Here is a 17,556-nt window from a genome sequence, read left to right as displayed (position 1 = left end):
GGAGGAATACGCGCGGAGGGCCTGTAAGCCGGATCTTGTTCCGGGGTTGCCCCCTTCGATGACCATTCCTCTAGGCCGTGCATTGCTGCGCGGCTCAAGCTGCCAACCCGGTCCCTCTCGGCCAAGACGTGCTTAGCGGCGGTATCGGCTTGCGCCGACCGGCCCGCGCGGGGACCCTATTTGGCATTGCTCCCGGTGGGGCTTGCCGTGCCGCCCCTGTTGCCAGGGGCGCGGTGGGCTCTTACCCCACCGTTTCACCCTTACCTTTGACAAACGTCGCAGGCGGTCTGATTTCTGTGGCGCTTTCCGTCGGGTTGCCCCGCCCGGGCGTTACCCGGCACCGTTGTCTTGTGGAGTCCGGACTTTCCTCTCGGGTCTTGCGACCCCAGCGGCCATCCGGCCCTCCGCGCGTGAGCTGGGTATGCCTTGTGTCCTGCGGCGTCAAGGGTGGAGAGCTTGTGAAGGGGCCAGCCCCTTCTTGGCCTGCGGCCAATTCAACCCCGGGATATTTTCAGCCAGATGAAGAACGGATCAACTTGATCCGGTTTTTCCGATCAACGGAGTGAGGTCGTCGGGCGTCAGAGGTCCCTTGCCCCAAGGTCGATATCTCAGGCGAACTGTATTTAGAAGTGTCTCGTCGTCCACGTTTGCGGTGAAACCAGCCTCGTGCGCCAAGCGTTTGAACTCTTGCATTTCAGCGTTCTGCGGGTGCTCGCCGGTGCCTTGCGGCTTTGCCAGCCCCTGATGTTCGAGACGCTGCCAGTCAAATCGGGAGCCCGGGTCCAGCTTGCGGCCCGGAGCCATATCGGAATGGCCGATGACGCCTTTGGGGGGGATTGTCCATCTTTGCGATAGACCGGTCAGCAGGCGCTCAAGAACTATCATCTGCGGCTCTGAGAACGGGTGGTCGCCGCGATTGTCGAGTTCGATGCCGATCGACCGGGAATTGATGTCGTCCTGCCCACACCACTCACCTGCCCCGGCGTGCCAGGCGCGATCCTTTTCGCGCACCATCTGCCAGAGACTGCCGTCTGATCCAATCAGGTAATGGGCGGACACTTCGTATTGCGGATCGCACAGGCGATCTAGTGCCTCCTGCGCGCTGTCCATTGCTGTGTAGTGCAGGACGATCAGAGACGGCTTCAAACCGCCTCGACGTTCGCCAAAGTTGGGCGACGGGTGCCAGATCGGGTTGAGTTCAGTTGTTGACGGCACTGCGGAACGTACTGGGATCCCAACCACATGCGTATCCGTCCCCATCAGGATCCAGCCCTTTGCGATCGCGTTGGGGACCGCCGCTTGCAAGAAACTCGATCTGCGCCTGATCTGACGAGGGGTACCGGGCGCAGTTGCGCTGCGCTTTGGCCTGCAGGTTAAACCCCGCGCGGCTGTAAAGCTGAGTACCAACCGGGTTCGACGTATTCAGAGCGTATTGAACGATATTGGGCTGACCATCTGTGCCCCGCTGCGGTACGGCGGTTGGTGCAACAACTTCGTAGGTCTGGCTATTTTGCTGGATCCGAGCCGCGTCGGATTCGATGGTGCGACGCCCGGACACGGCCTCAAAATCCTGCTCGTCCGAAATCGCGTTATTGCTTGCGATTGGCGTCGTCGCAGGAACAGAGGTGTTTGCCAGCGCCACAGCGGTTGCCGAAGCGATATCCGCGTTCTCTCCGGTTGGTGGAAGCGGATCGCCGGGGGCACCGAGCTGTTGTTCGGTCACGTCAACGGGACCGAGCAAGGGGTTACCGGTCAGCCCTTGCCCTGCCAATTCAGCTTCGCGCTGCGCCTGATATTGCGGGGTGTTGAAGCTTGTGCCCTGTACCGGGGCCACCGTATTACAGGCGGCCACCAAGCCAATGGCGGGAATCAGAAGCGTAAGGCGCATTCAGCTGCTCCGTTTTAAGTCGTCTTGCCTGAGCAGAGATTTACCACCATTTGCCCGGCTTGGCTACAAAACCCGCCGCGCTTTCCAGCGCGTAAGCCGTGTTCAGCAGATCGCCCTCGTCCCATGGGCGGCCGATCAGCTGAAGACCCAGCGGCAAACCCTGCGTATCCAAACCGGCAGGCACCGAAATGCCCGGCAGACCGGCCAGGTTCACGGTCACGGTAAAGACGTCGTTGAGGTACATCTGCACCGGATCCGCCTCGGTCATCTCACCCAGACCGAAGGAGGCCGACGGCGTTGCCGGGGTCAAGATCGCATCGACACCCGCAGCAAAGACATCTTCAAAGTCTTTCTTGATCAGGGTGCGAACGCGGCGGGCACGATTGTAATAGGCATCGTAGAAACCAGCCGACAGCACATAGGTGCCGACCATTACGCGGCGCTGGACCTCGTGGCCGAAACCTTCGGCGCGGGTTTTCTCGTACATCTCGGTGATGCCATCACCCTGCGCCAACGTCGCGCGGCGGCCATAGCGAACACCGTCATAGCGGGCGAGGTTCGAGGACGCCTCGGCAGGGGCGATCACGTAGTAGGCTGGCAGCGCGTATTTGGTGTGCGGCAGCGAGATATCGACAATCTCGGCACCCGCAGCTTTCAGCATCTCGGCACCGTCAGCCCAGAGCTTTTCAATCTCGGCGGGCATGCCGTCCATGCGGTATTCTTTCGGGATACCGATCTTTTTGCCCTTGATATCGCCGGTCAGCATCGCCTCGAAATTCGGAACCGCAAGCTCGGCGCTGGTGGAATCCTTGGGGTCGTGGCCGCACATGGTTTCCAGCATGATCGCTGCGTCGCGCACGTTCTTGGTCATTGGACCAGCCTGATCCAGCGAGGAGGCAAAGGCCACAATGCCCCAACGCGAGCAGCGCCCGTAGGTTGGCTTGATCCCGGTGATGCCCGTGAAGGCCGCAGGTTGACGGATCGAGCCGCCCGTGTCGGTGCCGGTCGCGGCCAGGCACAGGTCAGCGGCCACAGCCGAGGCCGACCCGCCCGACGAACCGCCGGGTGTCAGTTGTGCATCGTCATTGCCGCGCCGCCACGGGCTGACTGCGTTGCCGTAAACGGAAGTTTCGTTGGACGAGCCCATGGCGAATTCATCCATGTTCAGCTTGCCCAGCATCACGGCTCCGGCATCGGCCAATTGCTGCGAGACGGTGGATTCGTATTCGGGCTTGAAGCCTTCCAGAATCTTGGACGCCGCCTGCGAGGGCACACCCTTGGTGCAGAACAGATCCTTGATGCCAATGGGCAGACCACACATGGCAGGCGCGTCGCCTTCCTTGATCCGTGCGTCCGCAGCCTTGGCGCGCTCCAGCGCGATCTCGGGCGTTTTGTGGACAAAGGCATTCAGCGCGTCGGCTTCGTCGATGGCCTTGAGGCAAGATTCCGTCAATTCCACCGAGGTCACTTCTCCGGCGCGCAGCGCGTCGCGGGCTTCGGCCAGACCCAGTTTGTTCAGATCGCTCATGTCTTACTCCACCACTTTGGGGACTGCGAAAAAACCCTCGCGCGCGTCGGGGGCGTTGGCCAGAACCTTGTCCTGTTGGCTTCCGTCGGTGACCACATCCTCGCGACGCTTCAGACGCATCGGCTCGACCGACACCATCGGCTCGACGCCATCGACGTCCACTTCGTTCAGTTGCTCGATAAACCCAAGGATGGTGTTGAACTCGGATGCCAGCGCAGGCAGCGCGTCATCCTCGACCTTGATCCGGGCCAGTTTAGCCACCTTTGCGGCAGTGCTTTGGTCAATCGACATCGGAAAACCTCATATGCGTTAGGGGGCGTTTACCTGTCTGATGCTTTGGTCGCAAGGGGACCGCTTGGCGGATTTCATCGTGCGTCGATCGCTTTGACGATGCCGCCATACAATTTTGCATATCGGGTATGCGAAAAAGTGAACCGATTAGTTCACTTCTTGCCTTGAATTTCTAAACTGAACTGTTCATTTCAATACCACGACACAGCCATCACCGGAGTAAGACGATGAAAACTCTCATGACTGCCTTTGTATTGGCGACAACGGTTCTTGCTGCGCAAGCCCACGCGTTTGGACCATCAATGGACAGCATGTTCCCGGACCTGAGCTTCCCTGATCAGGTCTCAGAGCCCGTTTCACAGGACAAGGCGAAGCCTGCCAGCTAAATAGCCTGCTTCGTCCGGGCCGGGTACTCCTCTCCCCGGCCCGAAAATTCAATTGCTTGCTGCACGCAGCGCAGCGACTCGATAGGGTAGCTTTGGACAACTGTTCAGGCACGACCGCTGAACCGGAAGAACAACGGAGCACCCCATGAGCACGCGCAAGCAAGCAGTACTGGACGCAATAGATGCGGCCAACGCCAAAGACCCCAATCTGGAAGACGGCCAACCCGCCGCCCTGCTCTATGGTCAGCGTATGAGCGCCGAGCTGGATCGGCTGTTCCCCGATGCCTCGGACCCGCTGCAAATAGCGGCGCGTGGTCAGCACGTCGAACGCTGGAAACTGGCGCGCACCGAATACCCCGAAGGGCGTGCAGGATATTTGGCGTGGCGAAAGGCGCAGGGCGTGCATCACGCCGAGATTGTCACGGGCCTGATGGAGCTGAGTGAATACGGCGCCGAAGATACCGAAGCCGCTGGTCGCATGCTACGCAAACAGGGTATCAAGCGCGACGACGAGGTGCAGGCGCTTGAGGACGTGATCTGTTTCGTTTTCCTCAAATGGTATTTTGCCCCTTTCGCAGCCAAACATTCGGCCGAAAAAATTCAAAGCATTGTCGAAAAAACAGCCCGCAAGATGTCTGCCGAAGGCCGCACGCGTGTTCTGGACGAGTTTGACCTGCCCGCAAACCTCGCCGCCGCCTTTCAGGCCTGAGACGTTCGTTTCATGTGTCTGCGATACACTTCGATCATCCAGCCCAGCATGGTCGCGTTCAAGATGTGCCACATGAAATGCGTTCCAGTTTCAAACTGAACGCAGATCGGCTCATCCAGCGCGCGGAACGTGATTGAAGCGATCAGAATCGCGGCACCACTCGCCAGCCCTGCTGCGGTCTCGGGGAACCTGCTGCGCAGAAGGAATGCATAGATCAGGACCAGCAGCGGAACCGGCGCATAGGCCGCCGATCCGCCGAGACCGGGCACCAGTTGAAAAATCGGAACGGTTGCCGCCGCATAGGGGACAAACATCGCGGTGGCGACCACGGCAAAAAGCGGCCGCATCTGCCAGACGTCCCGATTGATCGCGTAGATATAGACCAGAATATACAGCAGGATTGGCGCCACATCCGCCAGTGCCGCCCAGACCTGTGCATGGGTGTGAAACAGGTAGCTGCCCACTCCGATGGCGGCCAGAATCACCACTAGTGCCACTGCCAGCGGCATTCCCTGCCCGCGCACCCGCCTCCACATGATGAAAGCGGCGACGATAAACGCGGCGTTTGTCACGGCATTAATCGGCTCTGCCCAATAGTCGGGCGACAACCGCTCGCAATATCCGTCAATTTCCTGAAACCAGTCCATGAAATTTTACATAGCCGATGCTAGGTTAAAGCCAACAGTCTGTTTCGGAGGATTTTTTCATGAACATCATTTGGCTGGGCCACGGCAGCTTCCGCATTGAGACCGGCGGTCAGGTATTGCTGATTGACCCGTGGCTGACCGGCAATCCCGTCCTGCCCGAGGATCAGCACGACGCAGCCCTGGACGGCGCGACGCATATCCTTCTGACGCACACGCATTTCGACCACGTGGCCGATGTGGTCTCATTGGCCAAACACCTCAAGGTTCCAGTTGTGGGTCAGTACGACCTGATGGGGTATTGGAGCGAGTCTGAAGGGATCGAGACTGTAGGCTTCAACAAAGGCGGTACGGTGAATTTGAACGGAGTGATGGTGTCGATGGTTCCGGCCTCGCACAGCTCGACCTTTTCCACACCCGACGGTCTGCGCACCGGCGGCAGTGAGGTTGGGTTCATGATCTCAGGCGATGGTCACATGCTATATGTGTCAGGCGATACAGATATCATGGCCGACATGGACTGGATGGGCGATTATTACAAACCTGATATCGGCATCCTGTCGGCGGGCGGACACTTTACCATGGACATGAAAGGCACGGCCTACGCCGCCAAGCGCTATTTCAACTTCAAGACGGTGATCCCCTGCCACTACAAGACTTTCCCGATCCTGGAACAGTCAGCGCGGGCGCTGGTCGAAGGATTGCCGGGCGTCGATGTAATCGAGCCGGAAGTGATGCAGCCAATCAAGCTGTAGGCCGGGCTTCAGTTCGGCGCATCCCCCCGACGTGCCGCAAAAAACGCCTTTAAAAGCGCCGCGGCCTCCTGCCCTGCGATACCGTCATAAACCTCAGGCACATGGTGCGCCTGCGAATGGGTAAAAACCCGCGCACCATGGGCCACGCCGCCCGATTTCGGGTCGGTCGCGCCGTAGTAAATCCGCCGGATGCGCGCTGCGGCCAAGGCTGCCGCGCACATCGCGCAGGGCTCCAACGTGACGTAGAGGTCATGATCCGGCAAACGCTCTGACCCAGCCGCAGAACAGGCCGCGCGCAAGGCGAGGATTTCGGCATGTGCGGTTGGATCATTCAGCTCGCGCGTGCGGTTGCCTGCAGCCGCCACAACACGATCGCCCGCGACGATCACGGCCCCGACGGGAACCTCGCCTCGGTCTGCTGCGGCGCGCGCCTCTTGCAGCGCGATATTCATGAACGATCTGAACTCCATGCCTTTGACTGCATCAGAAACGCGTCTTTCGCAAGGCGACCGGATGCGCTATGGGCTGCGGATGAGCAAAACCCCTCCTCCCGGCGACCGGATCGCCAAAGTGCTTGCCCGCGCGGGCGTTGCCTCGCGCCGTGAAGCCGAGCGCATGATCGAAGCCGGTCGTGTGAGTGTGAACGGCAAGGCCATCACCAGCCCCGCCCTGAACGTCACCGGCAAAGACAGGATCACCGTAGACGGCAAACCGATGTCCGAGCCGGAACCCTCGCGCCTGTGGCTGTATCACAAGCCCTCCGGTCTGGTGACGACGACGCGCGACGAAAAGGGCCGCGCGACGATCTTCGACAACCTGCCCGAGGACATGCCCCGCGTCATGAGCGTCGGGCGGCTTGACCTGAATTCCGAAGGCTTGCTGCTGCTGACCAATGATGGCGGCATCAAGCGTAAGCTGGAACTGCCCTCAACCGGCTGGCTGCGCAAATACCGTGTGCGGGTGAACGGCCGCCCCAAGGACGAGGATTTTGCCCCACTGCGCAAGGGTCTGGTGATCGACGGCGAGCGGTTTTTGCCCATGGATGTCTCGCTGGACCGTCAGCAGGGCGCAAATGCATGGCTGACCATCGGATTGCGCGAAGGCAAGAACCGCGAAATTCGCCGCGCGATGGAGGATATCGGCTATGCCGTGAACCGCCTGCTGCGCGTGTCTTATGGCCCGTTCCAACTGGGCAATCTGAAACCCGGCGAGGTTGAGGAAATCCGCCGCCGCGTGATGCGCGATCAACTGGGGCTGGACGCAGACCCCGCAACCCCGGCCAAACGGCCTGCGCGACCGCAACGAAAACGTGCGCCCATCGGCAAGAAACCTCGCAAGTGACCCCAGTTAAACAACCTTCCCCCTAGCTTCACCGGCCCTCTTGCCCTAGATTTTCTGCAAGGAAAGTCTTTGGGGGGCGTCATGTCCGGGACCGGAGTACAAAAACTGGCCTACGTGGTCTTACTTGTACTGCTCTTTGGTGTTTGCACCGGCGTACTTGGGGGCTTGTGAGCACATGGCCAAACGCTATGGCGGAAAATTCAGTCCACAGGGTGACTCGTCACAGCCAGACCAGCCCGCGCGCGGTAAATTTGACGGTGCGCGTGTAGAACCTGCGGGCGCGCGCGCAAACCTGCTTTTCCTGCCTGCCGTTCCGCTGGTGTTTCTCTCGCTCAACGATGGCGCGGTCGGAATGACGATCGGATTGATCGCGGCGGGCGTTCTGACTGCGGCGGCGTTCCTGCTGCGGGAAGGCTTGCGCGCCGAAGCCGCGTATAACGCGCGGCGAACAGCGCGGAGGCCGGCCTTTCCCCGAAAGATATTCGCCAGCGTTCTTACCGGTATCGGCGCAGCTTTGGCGTCCTATCGTTCCGAGTTCCTGGATGCGGCGTCCGCGTCCGAGGTCAGCTTGATCGCACCTGTCCTGTTTGGCGCGGTGGCGACGGTTCTGCACTCGGTTTCTTTTGGACTTGATCCGCTAACCGACAAGGGAATGGAGGGCGTCGACACATTTCAGCAAGACCGTGTCGCCCGTGTTGTGGAAGATGCCGAACAGCACCTGACCGAGATGACAGACGCCATAAAACGCGCTGGTGACCGAAGGATCGAGGCGCGGGTGGAACAGTTTCAGGACACTGCCCGTGACCTGTTTCGCACCGTCGAAGAAGACCCGCGCGATCTGGCCGGGGCGCGCAAGTACATGACGGTGTATCTACAGGGCGCGCGGGACGCGACGGTCAAATTTGCAGATGTGTATGCGCGTACACGCGACGCGCAGGCCTTGGCTGACTATTCGGCCCTTTTGGATGATCTTGAACAGAATTTCGCGGCGCGAACCCGTAAAATGCTTTTGGATGACCGCAGCGACCTGACCGTAGAAATTGACGTGCTGCGCGAAAGGTTGCAGCGCGAAGGCGTTCGGTTGGATTAACCGGCCATTTTTTGAGAAAGGATTTCAAATGTCCAATGAGATCAAGAACAAGGCGGTAGAAGCAGAAACGCTGGTGCAGGAAGTAACGGCCGTCGCGCTCCCCGAACCCACGGCCGAGGTGGTCTCGTTGGAGGAAGCGGATGAACCCGTAAGCGCGGAAATCCGCAAACGCATGGACGAGATTGACATGGGCAACACGAATTCGATCGTTGCGTTCGGGTCATCCGCCCAAGCCGAATTGCAAGAGATCAGCCAGGCGATGCTGGCTGACGTGCGCAACAAGGACGTCGGCCCTGCCGGAGACAGCCTGCGCAATATCGTGACCACGATCCGGGGCTTCTCGGTCAGTGAGTTGGATGTGCGACGTGAAAGAAGCTGGTGGGAGAAGCTGATCGGAAAAGCGGCCCCATTTGCAAAGTTCACCGCGCAATACGAAGAGGTTCAGGGCCAGATCGACCGGATCACGGACGACTTGCTGGGGCATGAACACACGTTGCTCAAGGATATCAAGTCGCTGGATTTGCTGTATGAAAAGACACTTGGGTTCTATGACGAGCTTGCGCTTTACATCGCCGCTGGCGAAGAAAAGCTGACCGAGCTGGACAGCCACGACATTCCCGAAAAGGAAGCGGAAATCGAGGCCGCGCCCGAGGACGAACAGGTGATGAAGGCGCAGGAGTTGCGCGATATACGCGCCGCCCGGGACGATCTGGAACGCCGGGTCCACGACCTGAAGCTGACGCGGCAGGTGACGATGCAGTCTCTGCCCTCGATCCGATTGGTGCAGGAAAACGACAAGTCGCTGGTGACCAAGATCAACTCGACATTGGTGAACACCGTCCCGCTTTGGGAGACGCAATTGGCGCAGGCCGTCACTATCCAACGCAGCGCAGAAGCGGCCTCGGCAGTGCGGGATGCAAATGATCTGACAAACGAGTTGCTGACCTCAAACGCGGCCAACCTGCGTCAGTCGAATAAGATGATCCGCGAAGAAATGGAACGTGGTGTCTTCGACATCGAAGCCGTCAAACAGGCCAATGCCGATCTGATCGGAACGATTAACGAAAGCCTTGCAATTGCAGACGAAGGTAAGGCGCGGCGCGCCGCTGCCGAACAGGAACTGCAAAAGATGGAGACCGAATTGCGCGACACGCTGGCTGCTGCCAAAGCCCGCAAGGACGGAACTGGCGATAACGCCGGCACCGCGGTGCCGGGATAACAGAATGCGGCGACCGGGATTATTGAAACCCATACTGGGCCTTGTTTCGCTGTTGGCGCTGGCCAATTGTGACGAAACGCTTACGTCTTCCATCGTGCCCGAGGCGCGCCCGGACCCTCCGGCACCTGTGGCGAATGCCTATGTCCCTCCGTCCGCTGCCAGCCAGGACCTTGCCCGTTTCTACGAACGGGTTGAGCGCGATCTTCTGACCCGCGGACTACTGCGCACAGATGGTGGAGGGCCGGATACACCATATGACGCAGACGACTTGGCGCGAAACTTTGAAACCATCGCGTTTTATAGCGAGTATCCTGACCATGCCGTCGCCGCCTCGTCACGGCAAACGGACGGGCAGCTCAGCCGCTGGTCCGGGCCTGTGCGCGTACAGACAGAATTCGGCCCCTCAGTATTACCAGCCACACGCACGCAAGATGCAGCCGAGGTTGAATCCTTTACCGCACGATTGGCAAGACTGACCGGGCACCCAATCTCGGTCGTGAATCGCAGGGCGAACTTCCACGTCTTTTTCGCAGGCAAGGACGACAGCGCCTACGTTGTAGCTCGGTTGAAGGAACTGATCCCAAATATTAGCCAAGCCTCGCTGGAACTGGTCGCCAATCCGCGCGCAAATATCGACTGTTTTGTCTTTGCGTCGGCCACCAGTTCTTCACCCTACAAGTACGTGCGCGCCGTCACCTTGATCCGAACCGAGTTGCCGGAATTGCTGCGCCGTAGCTGCATCCACGAAGAAATCGCGCAGGGATTGGGGTTGTCCAATGACAGCCCGGCGGCCCGACCTTCGATATTCAACGACGATGACGAATTTGCGCTGTTGACCAGCCATGACGAAAAGCTGCTGACCATGCTGTATGATCCGCGCCTCGAACCCGGCGTGACGGTGGACAACGCGCGCCCGGTGGTCCGGATTATTGCACGTGAATTGATGGGCCAGCCGCTCTGAGCCCCCTGAAAGGAGACCCCAAATGGGTATTTTCGATTTTCTGACCGGCGAATTTATCGACGTCATTCACTGGGTCGACGACACCCGCGACACGATGGTCTGGCGGTTCGAGCGTGAAGGCCACGCCATCAAGTACGGCGCCAAGCTAACGGTTCGCGAGGGGCAGTCGGCCGTGTTCGTGCATGAAGGACAGTTGGCGGATGTGTTCACACCGGGGCTTTATATGCTCGAAACCAACAACATGCCGATCCTGACAACCCTGCAGCATTGGGATCACGGGTTTCAGTCGCCGTTCAAGTCCGAGATTTACTTCGTCAACACCACTCGGTTCAACGACCTGAAATGGGGCACCAAAAACCCCATCATGCTGCGCGACCCCGAGTTTGGGCCGACCCGAATTCGCGCGTTCGGCACCTATACGATCCGCGTCAAGGACCCCGCGAAGTTCATGGTCGAGATTGTCGGCACTGATGGCGAGTTCACCATGGATGAGATCAGCTTTCAGATCCGCAACATCATCGTGCAGGAGTTTAGCCGCGTGATCGCCGGATCGGGTATTCCGGTTCTGGACATGGCCGCGAACACCGCCGATCTGGGCAAGCTGATCGCGGCCGAGGTCTCACCCGTACTGGACAGCTATGGGCTGGAGATGCCCGAGTTCTACATCGAGAATATCTCTCTTCCGCCTGCGGTCGAGGCGGCGCTGGACAAGAGAACCTCGATGGGATTGGCGGGTGATCTGGGCAAGTTCACGCAATACTCAGCGGCCGAGGCGATGACAGCGGCTGCCAACAATCCCGGTCAGGGCGGCGGCATGGGCGCCGGACTTGGAATGGGCATGGGGATGGCGATGGCCCAGCAGATGTCAAACATGGCAGCGGGTCAACCGAGCGGCCCGTGGGGAAGCCCCGCCCCCGCTGCCCCGCAACCGTCAGCGCATGCGGCGCCGCCGCCACCGCCACCCGTGGAACATGTCTGGCATATCGCCGTGGATGGGCAGACCAGCGGGCCGTTTTCCAAGGCGAAGATGGGGCGCATGGCCTCCGAGGGCGAAATCACACGTGACACCCACGTCTGGACGGCAGGTCAGGACGGTTGGAAAAAGGCAGGTGATGTTCAGGAACTCGCTCAGTTATTCACTATCCTGCCGCCACCTCCGCCGGGTGCCTGATCGGTTCCGCGTTTGTCTGCGATGAACAAGGGGGCAGTATGACCGAAGAACACCGTTTTCCCTGCGATCAATGCGGAGCAGATTGCCGGTTCAACCCCGGTGACGGCACCCTGACCTGCGATCATTGCGGGCATTCCGAGAGCATCGCCGCCGGTCCTTGGGGTGGTGCAAGCCTGAAAGAGCTGGATTTCAACGCCGCGCTTTCAGAAAACCTTCCCGAAGGTGAAATCGAAGAAACGCGCGTTCTGACCTGCCCCAACTGTGCAGCCCAAGTCGAGTTTGACCCCGACACCCATGCTGCTGAATGTCCGTTCTGCGCCACGCCTGTGGTCACTGGCACCGGTGTCAGCCGGCATATCAAGCCACGCGGCGTTCTGCCCTTCGCGCTAGACGAGCGTTCAGCGCACAAAGCGATGGGGGACTGGCTTGGCCGATTGTGGTTCGCGCCTAATGGCCTAAAGGACTATGCGCGCAAGGGGCGCAAGATGCAGGGCATCTATGTGCCCTACTGGACGTTCGACGCGGATACGCAATCCTCTTACAGGGGTGAGCGAGGGACAGTCTATTACGAAACCCGCACGGTGATGCGTGACGGAAAGAGGGTGCAGCAGCAGGTCGCCAAGGTCCGCTGGTCACCGAAATCGGGACGGGTCGCGCGCTTTTTCGATGACGTTCTGGTCCTGGCCTCCCGGTCCCTGCCCAAAAGCTATACGGATGCGCTGGAACCGTGGGATCTGCCTGCGCTTGAGCCCTATCAGCCCGAATATCTGGCAGGCTTTCGCGCCGAAGCCTACACGGTTGAACTGCAAGACGGATACACCGAGGCGCGTGGATATATGGCCCGTGTGATCGAACGCGATGTTCGGTTCGATATCGGCGGTGATCGTCAGCGTATTCACTCGGTCGATACGGACGTGCGCAACGTGACGTTCAAGCACATTCTGCTACCGGTCTGGATGGCGGCCTACAAATACCGGGGCCAGACCTATCGGTTTGTTGTCAACGGACGCACCGGACGCGTTCAGGGTGAGCGTCCATGGTCGGCGATCAAAATCACGATTGCGGTCGTTATCGGCCTGCTGGTCGCGGCAGGCGTTGGGTATCTGATCGCCACCGGACAACAATAACCAAGCGTTCGGAAACAAGACAGGTTTCGCCGTTTAAGCGCTTGAACATCCTCAAGCCACACGCCATCCTCGCCGCGTCGATGCCGATGGGGAGGCCAGTGTGACGTTATCGGACCTGAACACGTTATTGGCTGAGCGCCACTCTTGCCGGGCATTCCGCCCCGATCCGGTTCCTCAGGAACATATCGAACAAATCCTGATCAGCGCAGGGCGTGTGCCCAGTTGGTGCAATGCGCAGCCTTGGAATGTTGCCATTACCAGCGGCGAACAGACAGAAAAGTTTCGCCAAGCTCTGCAACAGGAGGCATTGACCGGCGCGCCTTCACCTGACCTGCCCTTTCCGACGTCTTATTCAGGGGTCTATCAGGACCGCCGCCGGACCTGCGGGTGGGCGCTTTATGAGGCCGTCGGCGTTGAAAAAGGAGACCGCAAGGCGTCCGCGCGGCAAATGATGGAGAATTTCGCGCTGTTCGGCGCTCCGCATTGCGCAATTGTTTCCAGCCCTGCCGAACTTGGCCCTTATGGGGCTATGGACTGCGGCGGGTTCATCACCGCTTTTACTCTTGCAGCTCAGGCTCTTGGCATCGCCACGATTCCACAGGTGGCCGTCGCCAGTTACGGCCCGTTTTTGCACAAGCACTTCAATATCCCCGACGATCGGTTGATTTTGTGTGCAATATCTTTCGGTTACGCCGATACGGAACACCCCGCCAACGGATTTCGCACGGATCGGGCCAGCCACACCGACTTTGTTGAGTGGGTCGGTTAAGAAAGACACGGAGTACAATTTGCGCGCTGTATTGCAACGAGTCTCACATGCCAAAGTGTCTGTAGACGGAAACGTGGTCGGGCAATCAGGTCCGGGGTTGATGATCCTTGTATGCGCGATGCTCGCAGATGATGAGGCAAAGGCAGAACAACTTGCCACCAAGGTTTCAAAACTGAGAATATTCAAGGATGACGCAGGCAAGATGAACCGATCCATTTTGGATATCGAAGGCTCTGCTCTGGTAGTCAGCCAGTTCACGCTTGCGGCAGATACGTCGCGCGGAAACCGACCGGGCTTTTCCGAGGCGGCACCGCCCGATGTCGGCAAACACCTTTACGAAGTTTTCGCGCGTCATCTGGCTGCCTGCGGTGTTCCGGTGGAAACTGGGCAATTCGGTGCGGACATGGCCGTGGAACTTGTCAACGATGGGCCGGTCACGATTTGGGTGGAGAGTTGATGGATCAAAAACAACAGGCAGTACGGATCTGGCAGGCGGGGGTCGATGCTGTCGGTGGCTACGCCGCGACCGAGGCCGCCTTGGACGAAATTGCCGCCCCGGATCAGATTCTGGCCGTCGGAAAACCTGCTGCGGCCATGGCTCGCGCGGCGCTTGCGCATTTCGGACCAAAACCAACGCTGGTTGTGACCAAGGACGACCACGGACGAGACCTGCCTGATCATGTTAAGGTGATCGAAGCTTCTCATCCGGTGCCAGACGCCCGGAGCCTTGAAGGCGGGCGCACCCTGCGTAAAACCGTCGAGTCGATGGGTCGATCCTCGCATTTGCTGCTATTGGTGTCTGGCGGTGCCTCATCTCTGGCAGAGGATCTGGTGGCAGGCAAAACACTGGCCGATCTGGAACAACTGAACCGGAAACTGCTGTCGGAAGGTTTGGACATAACCGCCATGAACGCCGAACGCCGCAAGATGTCTCGCATCAAAGGGGGCGGGCTGTTGTCCCATTTCAAAGGAGACCGCGTGACCGTTCTGGCGATTTCTGACGTTCCCGGAGACGACCTGAACGTAGTCGGTTCAGGGATTGGGGCATTGCCAGAGGCGCGCGATTATCTGGCCTCGGCGCAGATCGTGGCGTCCAACGCCCATGCCCGAGACGCCGCGGCTGACAGGGCAAAGTCCGACGGAGCGACTGTGCTGGCGAACGAAGAATGCCTGCACGATGACTTTATGCGCGTCGCGTCACGGCTGGGACAACGCCTGCGCGACATGCAAAGCGGCGTGATGGTTTTTGGCGGCGAACCGACAGTCGTCTTGCCGGAAAATCCTGGGCGCGGCGGTCGCAATCAGGCTTTGGCCTTGGCCTTGGCCAAAGAGATCGCCGGCATCCCGGGATTGACGGTTGTGGTCGGCGGCACAGACGGCACCGATGGCCCAACGCAAGCCGCCGGAGCCGTCATCGACGGGACAACTTGGGGCGAAGGGGCAGATCAAGCGCTTCAGAATGCGGACAGCGGCAGCTATCTGGACCGCGCGGGCGCATTGCTTGTTACCGGGCCGACCGGCACAAATGTGATGGACCTGCTTGTCGCAATCCGCGATTGATTTGACGATTTTGAACCGACCCCAAGAACAAAAGCGCCGGAGACTGATGGTATGACGCGCGACTCCAATTCTCTACGCGAGATTCAGGACCTTCCTGACGTCGGTATCCGCATGCCGGACGGCTGTCGCCTCTCGGCGCGTGTCTGGAGACCTCTGGATTCCGAAGCTGATCCGGTTCCCGCCATTCTTGAGTTCTTGCCCTATCGCAAGCGCGACAGCACTGCGACAAGAGACGCGCTGACGCATCCGTGGTTTGCAAAGCGAGGCTATGCCTGCATCCGTGTGGACATGCGCGGCAACGGCGACAGCGAAGGGTTGATGGCCGATGAATACACGCAACAGGAACTAGACGACGCCGTCGCGACGATTGCATGGCTGGCGAACCAGCCTTGGTGCACCGGAACCGTGGGTATGATGGGCATCAGTTGGGGCGGATTCAACGCGCTGCAGGTTGCAGCGATGCAACCCGAGGCTCTCAAGGCGATTATCACCCTGTGTTCGACTGCCGATCGTTACGCTGACGACATCCACTACAAAGGTGGTTGCCTGCTGAACGAAAACTTGGGCTGGGGGGCCACGATGTGGTCCTATTCTTCGCGTCCACCCGACCCGGCCTTGCGCCCGGACTGGCGTGCGCTGTGGCTGGAGCGGCTTGAGAATGAACCGTTCTTGCCCTCGGTCTGGCTACGTCATCAAACACGGGATGCTTACTGGCAGCACGGGTCCGTCTGCGAGGATTTCAGCGCAATCCAAGCGGCGACCTTGGCCGTTGGCGGCTGGGGAGATGCGTATAAGAACACCGTTCCGCTGCTCGTTGAAGAATTGGACGCGCCAGCAAAGGGGATTGTTGGCCCCTGGGTGCACAAATACCCGCATTTCGCCGTCCCCGAACCGAGAATCGGCTTTCTCCAAGAAGCACTGAGGTGGTGGGACCGCTGGTTGAAAGGCGTGGATACCGGTGTTGAAACCGACCCTGACTACCGCGCCTATCTGATGGATGGCGTTCGCCCGCAACGCTGGTACAACGAACGTCCCGGCAGGTGGATTGTCGAAAGCGAAGGCGCAACATCGCACCTGCCAAAACTCACGTGGCATCTGTCAGACGATGGGCTGGGGGAACACGGCAAGTTGGACGCCAAGATACGCTCACCTCAGACCTGCGGTATGGAAAGTGGTGAATACTGCGCGATTTGGCTCGGCCCTGACATGCCCGGCGATCAGCGTACAGACGATGCAATGTCGGCCTGTTTCGATAGCGCACCACTGACCGAGGCATTGGACATTGTCGGCGCTCCTAGCCTACGAATCCGTATCGCCGCCGACAGACCGCAGGCGCAGATCGCTGTTCGTCTGAATCACGTTCACCCGGATGGCGCATCAACGCGCATTACTTACGGCGTGCTGAATCTTTCTCATCGTGACAGCCATGCGCAGCCAGAACCGCTTTTCCCCGACACGCCGTATGAGGTCGCTCTGGACTTGGATCATATTGCCTATCGGGTTCCGGAAGGGCATCGCATTCGCGTTGCAGTCTCAAGCGCATACTGGCCGTTGATCTGGCCGTCACCGGAACAGGCTGAGTTGCACCTGACCCAAGGCTGCATCTCGATCCCCGTCCGCACGAGCGCATCCGATGAGTATGTATTCCCACCAGCCGTATCCGACATCGAACGAGACGTCACAACCCTGCGCGACAGTTCCAATTCAAGGCGGGTCGAGACTGATATGAATACCGGTCAAACCAAATTGGTCATCGAAGATGACTTTGGCTTGATCACCGACAACCATCACGGGCTAACCCACGGGGGCACCGCCTACGAATGCTGGTCGATCCACCCTGATGATCCTCTGTCGGCACATGGCGTTTGCCACTGGACGCAAGAGATAAAACGGGACACCATCGACCTGCGGACCGAAACCTCCTGCCAGATGTGGTCGGATCGAGATAACTTTTTCCTTAAAGCAAAATTAAGTGCATTCGAGGGCGAAGTACTGGTATTTTCAAAAGAAACGGAGGATACCATACCGCGTAAGCATATGTAATTTTCGGGCGGGTATGCGAAGGACATTTACCCTTGCTCGTTAGGCCGAAATGCGCCTACTTTGACTCATGCGTC

At 59.3% G+C, this 17,556-nt stretch carries 19 protein-coding genes and 1 other RNA gene; 13 read left to right on the top strand and 7 right to left on the bottom strand.

Annotated features, from left to right (window positions below):
* Positions 1–8: 8 nt before the first annotated feature.
* From rnpB to gatC, 5 genes are all read right to left on the bottom strand, one after another.
* Positions 9–408: RNase P RNA component class A (gene rnpB / locus ACR0KS_RS01885), an RNA gene on the bottom strand.
* 123 nt (positions 409–531) lie between these two features.
* Complete coding sequence (locus ACR0KS_RS01880) at positions 532–1,242, bottom strand: N-acetylmuramoyl-L-alanine amidase (protein WP_480693094.1); 711 nt, start codon at positions 1,240–1,242, stop codon at positions 532–534.
* Positions 1,199–1,888, bottom strand: coding sequence for a hypothetical protein (locus ACR0KS_RS01875; protein WP_170562056.1), 690 nt, complete (start codon positions 1,886–1,888; stop codon positions 1,199–1,201). Before ACR0KS_RS01875 ends, ACR0KS_RS01880 begins: the two co-directional genes overlap by 44 nt.
* Positions 1,889–1,928: 40 nt before the next feature.
* Positions 1,929–3,416, bottom strand: a complete 1,488-nt coding sequence (gatA, locus tag ACR0KS_RS01870; protein ID WP_170562053.1) for an Asp-tRNA(Asn)/Glu-tRNA(Gln) amidotransferase subunit GatA — start codon at positions 3,414–3,416, stop codon at positions 1,929–1,931.
* A gap of 3 nt (positions 3,417–3,419) precedes the next feature.
* Positions 3,420–3,707, bottom strand: a complete 288-nt coding sequence (gene gatC / locus ACR0KS_RS01865) for an Asp-tRNA(Asn)/Glu-tRNA(Gln) amidotransferase subunit GatC (protein WP_170562049.1) — start codon at positions 3,705–3,707, stop codon at positions 3,420–3,422.
* A 227-nt stretch (positions 3,708–3,934) separates the two neighbouring features.
* On the opposite strand from gatC, the gene ACR0KS_RS01860 reads away from it, so the two are divergent.
* The gene (locus ACR0KS_RS01860; RefSeq protein ID WP_170484032.1) at positions 3,935–4,093 is read left to right on the top strand and encodes a hypothetical protein; all 159 of its coding nucleotides are present in this window, start codon (positions 3,935–3,937) and stop codon (positions 4,091–4,093) included.
* 145 nt (positions 4,094–4,238) lie between these two features.
* Positions 4,239–4,802, top strand: a complete 564-nt coding sequence (locus ACR0KS_RS01855) for a DUF4202 domain-containing protein (RefSeq protein WP_170562046.1) — start codon at positions 4,239–4,241, stop codon at positions 4,800–4,802.
* On the opposite strand, the gene ACR0KS_RS01850 is transcribed toward ACR0KS_RS01855, so the two are convergent.
* Positions 4,793–5,449, bottom strand: coding sequence for a ceramidase domain-containing protein (locus ACR0KS_RS01850; protein ID WP_170562043.1), 657 nt, complete (start codon positions 5,447–5,449; stop codon positions 4,793–4,795). The two genes, ACR0KS_RS01855 and ACR0KS_RS01850, sit on opposite strands and share 10 nt — an antisense overlap.
* Positions 5,450–5,508: 59 nt before the next feature.
* On the opposite strand from ACR0KS_RS01850, the gene ACR0KS_RS01845 reads away from it, so the two are divergent.
* Positions 5,509–6,201, top strand: coding sequence for a metal-dependent hydrolase (locus tag ACR0KS_RS01845; protein ID WP_170384587.1), 693 nt, complete (start codon positions 5,509–5,511; stop codon positions 6,199–6,201).
* A gap of 8 nt (positions 6,202–6,209) precedes the next feature.
* On the opposite strand, the gene ACR0KS_RS01840 is transcribed toward ACR0KS_RS01845, so the two are convergent.
* Positions 6,210–6,671, bottom strand: coding sequence for a nucleoside deaminase (locus ACR0KS_RS01840; protein ID WP_170562040.1), 462 nt, complete (start codon positions 6,669–6,671; stop codon positions 6,210–6,212).
* On the opposite strand from ACR0KS_RS01840, the gene ACR0KS_RS01835 reads away from it, so the two are divergent.
* The 10 genes from ACR0KS_RS01835 to ACR0KS_RS01790 all read left to right on the top strand — a co-directional run bounded on the left by ACR0KS_RS01835 (position 6,652) and on the right by ACR0KS_RS01790 (position 17,482).
* A complete protein-coding gene (locus tag ACR0KS_RS01835; protein ID WP_480693093.1) occupies positions 6,652–7,542 on the top strand; it encodes a pseudouridine synthase in 891 nt (296 codons plus the stop codon). The two genes, ACR0KS_RS01840 and ACR0KS_RS01835, sit on opposite strands and share 20 nt — an antisense overlap.
* A 175-nt stretch (positions 7,543–7,717) precedes the next feature.
* Complete coding sequence (locus ACR0KS_RS01830) at positions 7,718–8,632, top strand: 5-bromo-4-chloroindolyl phosphate hydrolysis family protein (RefSeq protein WP_170562037.1); 915 nt, start codon at positions 7,718–7,720, stop codon at positions 8,630–8,632.
* A gap of 28 nt (positions 8,633–8,660) precedes the next feature.
* Positions 8,661–9,851 carry a toxic anion resistance protein gene (locus ACR0KS_RS01825; protein ID WP_170384593.1) on the top strand — a complete coding sequence of 397 codons (1,191 nt, stop codon included), beginning with the start codon at positions 8,661–8,663 and terminating at the stop codon, positions 9,849–9,851.
* A 4-nt stretch (positions 9,852–9,855) separates the two neighbouring features.
* A complete protein-coding gene (locus tag ACR0KS_RS01820; protein WP_170384595.1) occupies positions 9,856–10,812 on the top strand; it encodes a DUF2927 domain-containing protein in 957 nt (318 codons plus the stop codon).
* Positions 10,813–10,834: 22 nt separating this feature from the next.
* Positions 10,835–11,983: an SPFH domain-containing protein gene (locus ACR0KS_RS01815; RefSeq protein WP_170384597.1), complete on the top strand. Its 1,149-nt coding sequence runs from the start codon at positions 10,835–10,837 to the stop codon at positions 11,981–11,983.
* Between the two features lie 38 nt (positions 11,984–12,021).
* Positions 12,022–13,110, top strand: coding sequence for a TFIIB-type zinc finger domain-containing protein (locus ACR0KS_RS01810; RefSeq protein WP_170562034.1), 1,089 nt, complete (start codon positions 12,022–12,024; stop codon positions 13,108–13,110).
* Between the two features lie 100 nt (positions 13,111–13,210).
* A complete protein-coding gene (locus ACR0KS_RS01805; protein ID WP_170562031.1) occupies positions 13,211–13,879 on the top strand; it encodes a nitroreductase in 669 nt (222 codons plus the stop codon).
* 19 nt (positions 13,880–13,898) lie between these two features.
* Positions 13,899–14,336: a D-aminoacyl-tRNA deacylase gene (gene dtd, locus ACR0KS_RS01800; protein WP_170562028.1), complete on the top strand. Its 438-nt coding sequence runs from the start codon at positions 13,899–13,901 to the stop codon at positions 14,334–14,336.
* On the top strand, positions 14,336–15,439 hold the full coding sequence (locus ACR0KS_RS01795) for a DUF4147 domain-containing protein (RefSeq protein ID WP_170562025.1): 1,104 nt from the start codon (positions 14,336–14,338) through the stop codon (positions 15,437–15,439). The genes dtd and ACR0KS_RS01795 overlap by 1 nt, the downstream gene beginning before the upstream one ends.
* 51 nt (positions 15,440–15,490) lie before the next feature.
* Positions 15,491–17,482 carry a CocE/NonD family hydrolase gene (locus ACR0KS_RS01790; protein ID WP_170562022.1) on the top strand — a complete coding sequence of 664 codons (1,992 nt, stop codon included), beginning with the start codon at positions 15,491–15,493 and terminating at the stop codon, positions 17,480–17,482.
* The last annotated feature ends 74 nt before the right edge of the window (positions 17,483–17,556 follow it).

It is taken from the genome of Ruegeria sp. BC7 (assembly GCF_056539165.1).
This window is presented reverse-complemented; position numbering and strand designations above follow the sequence as displayed.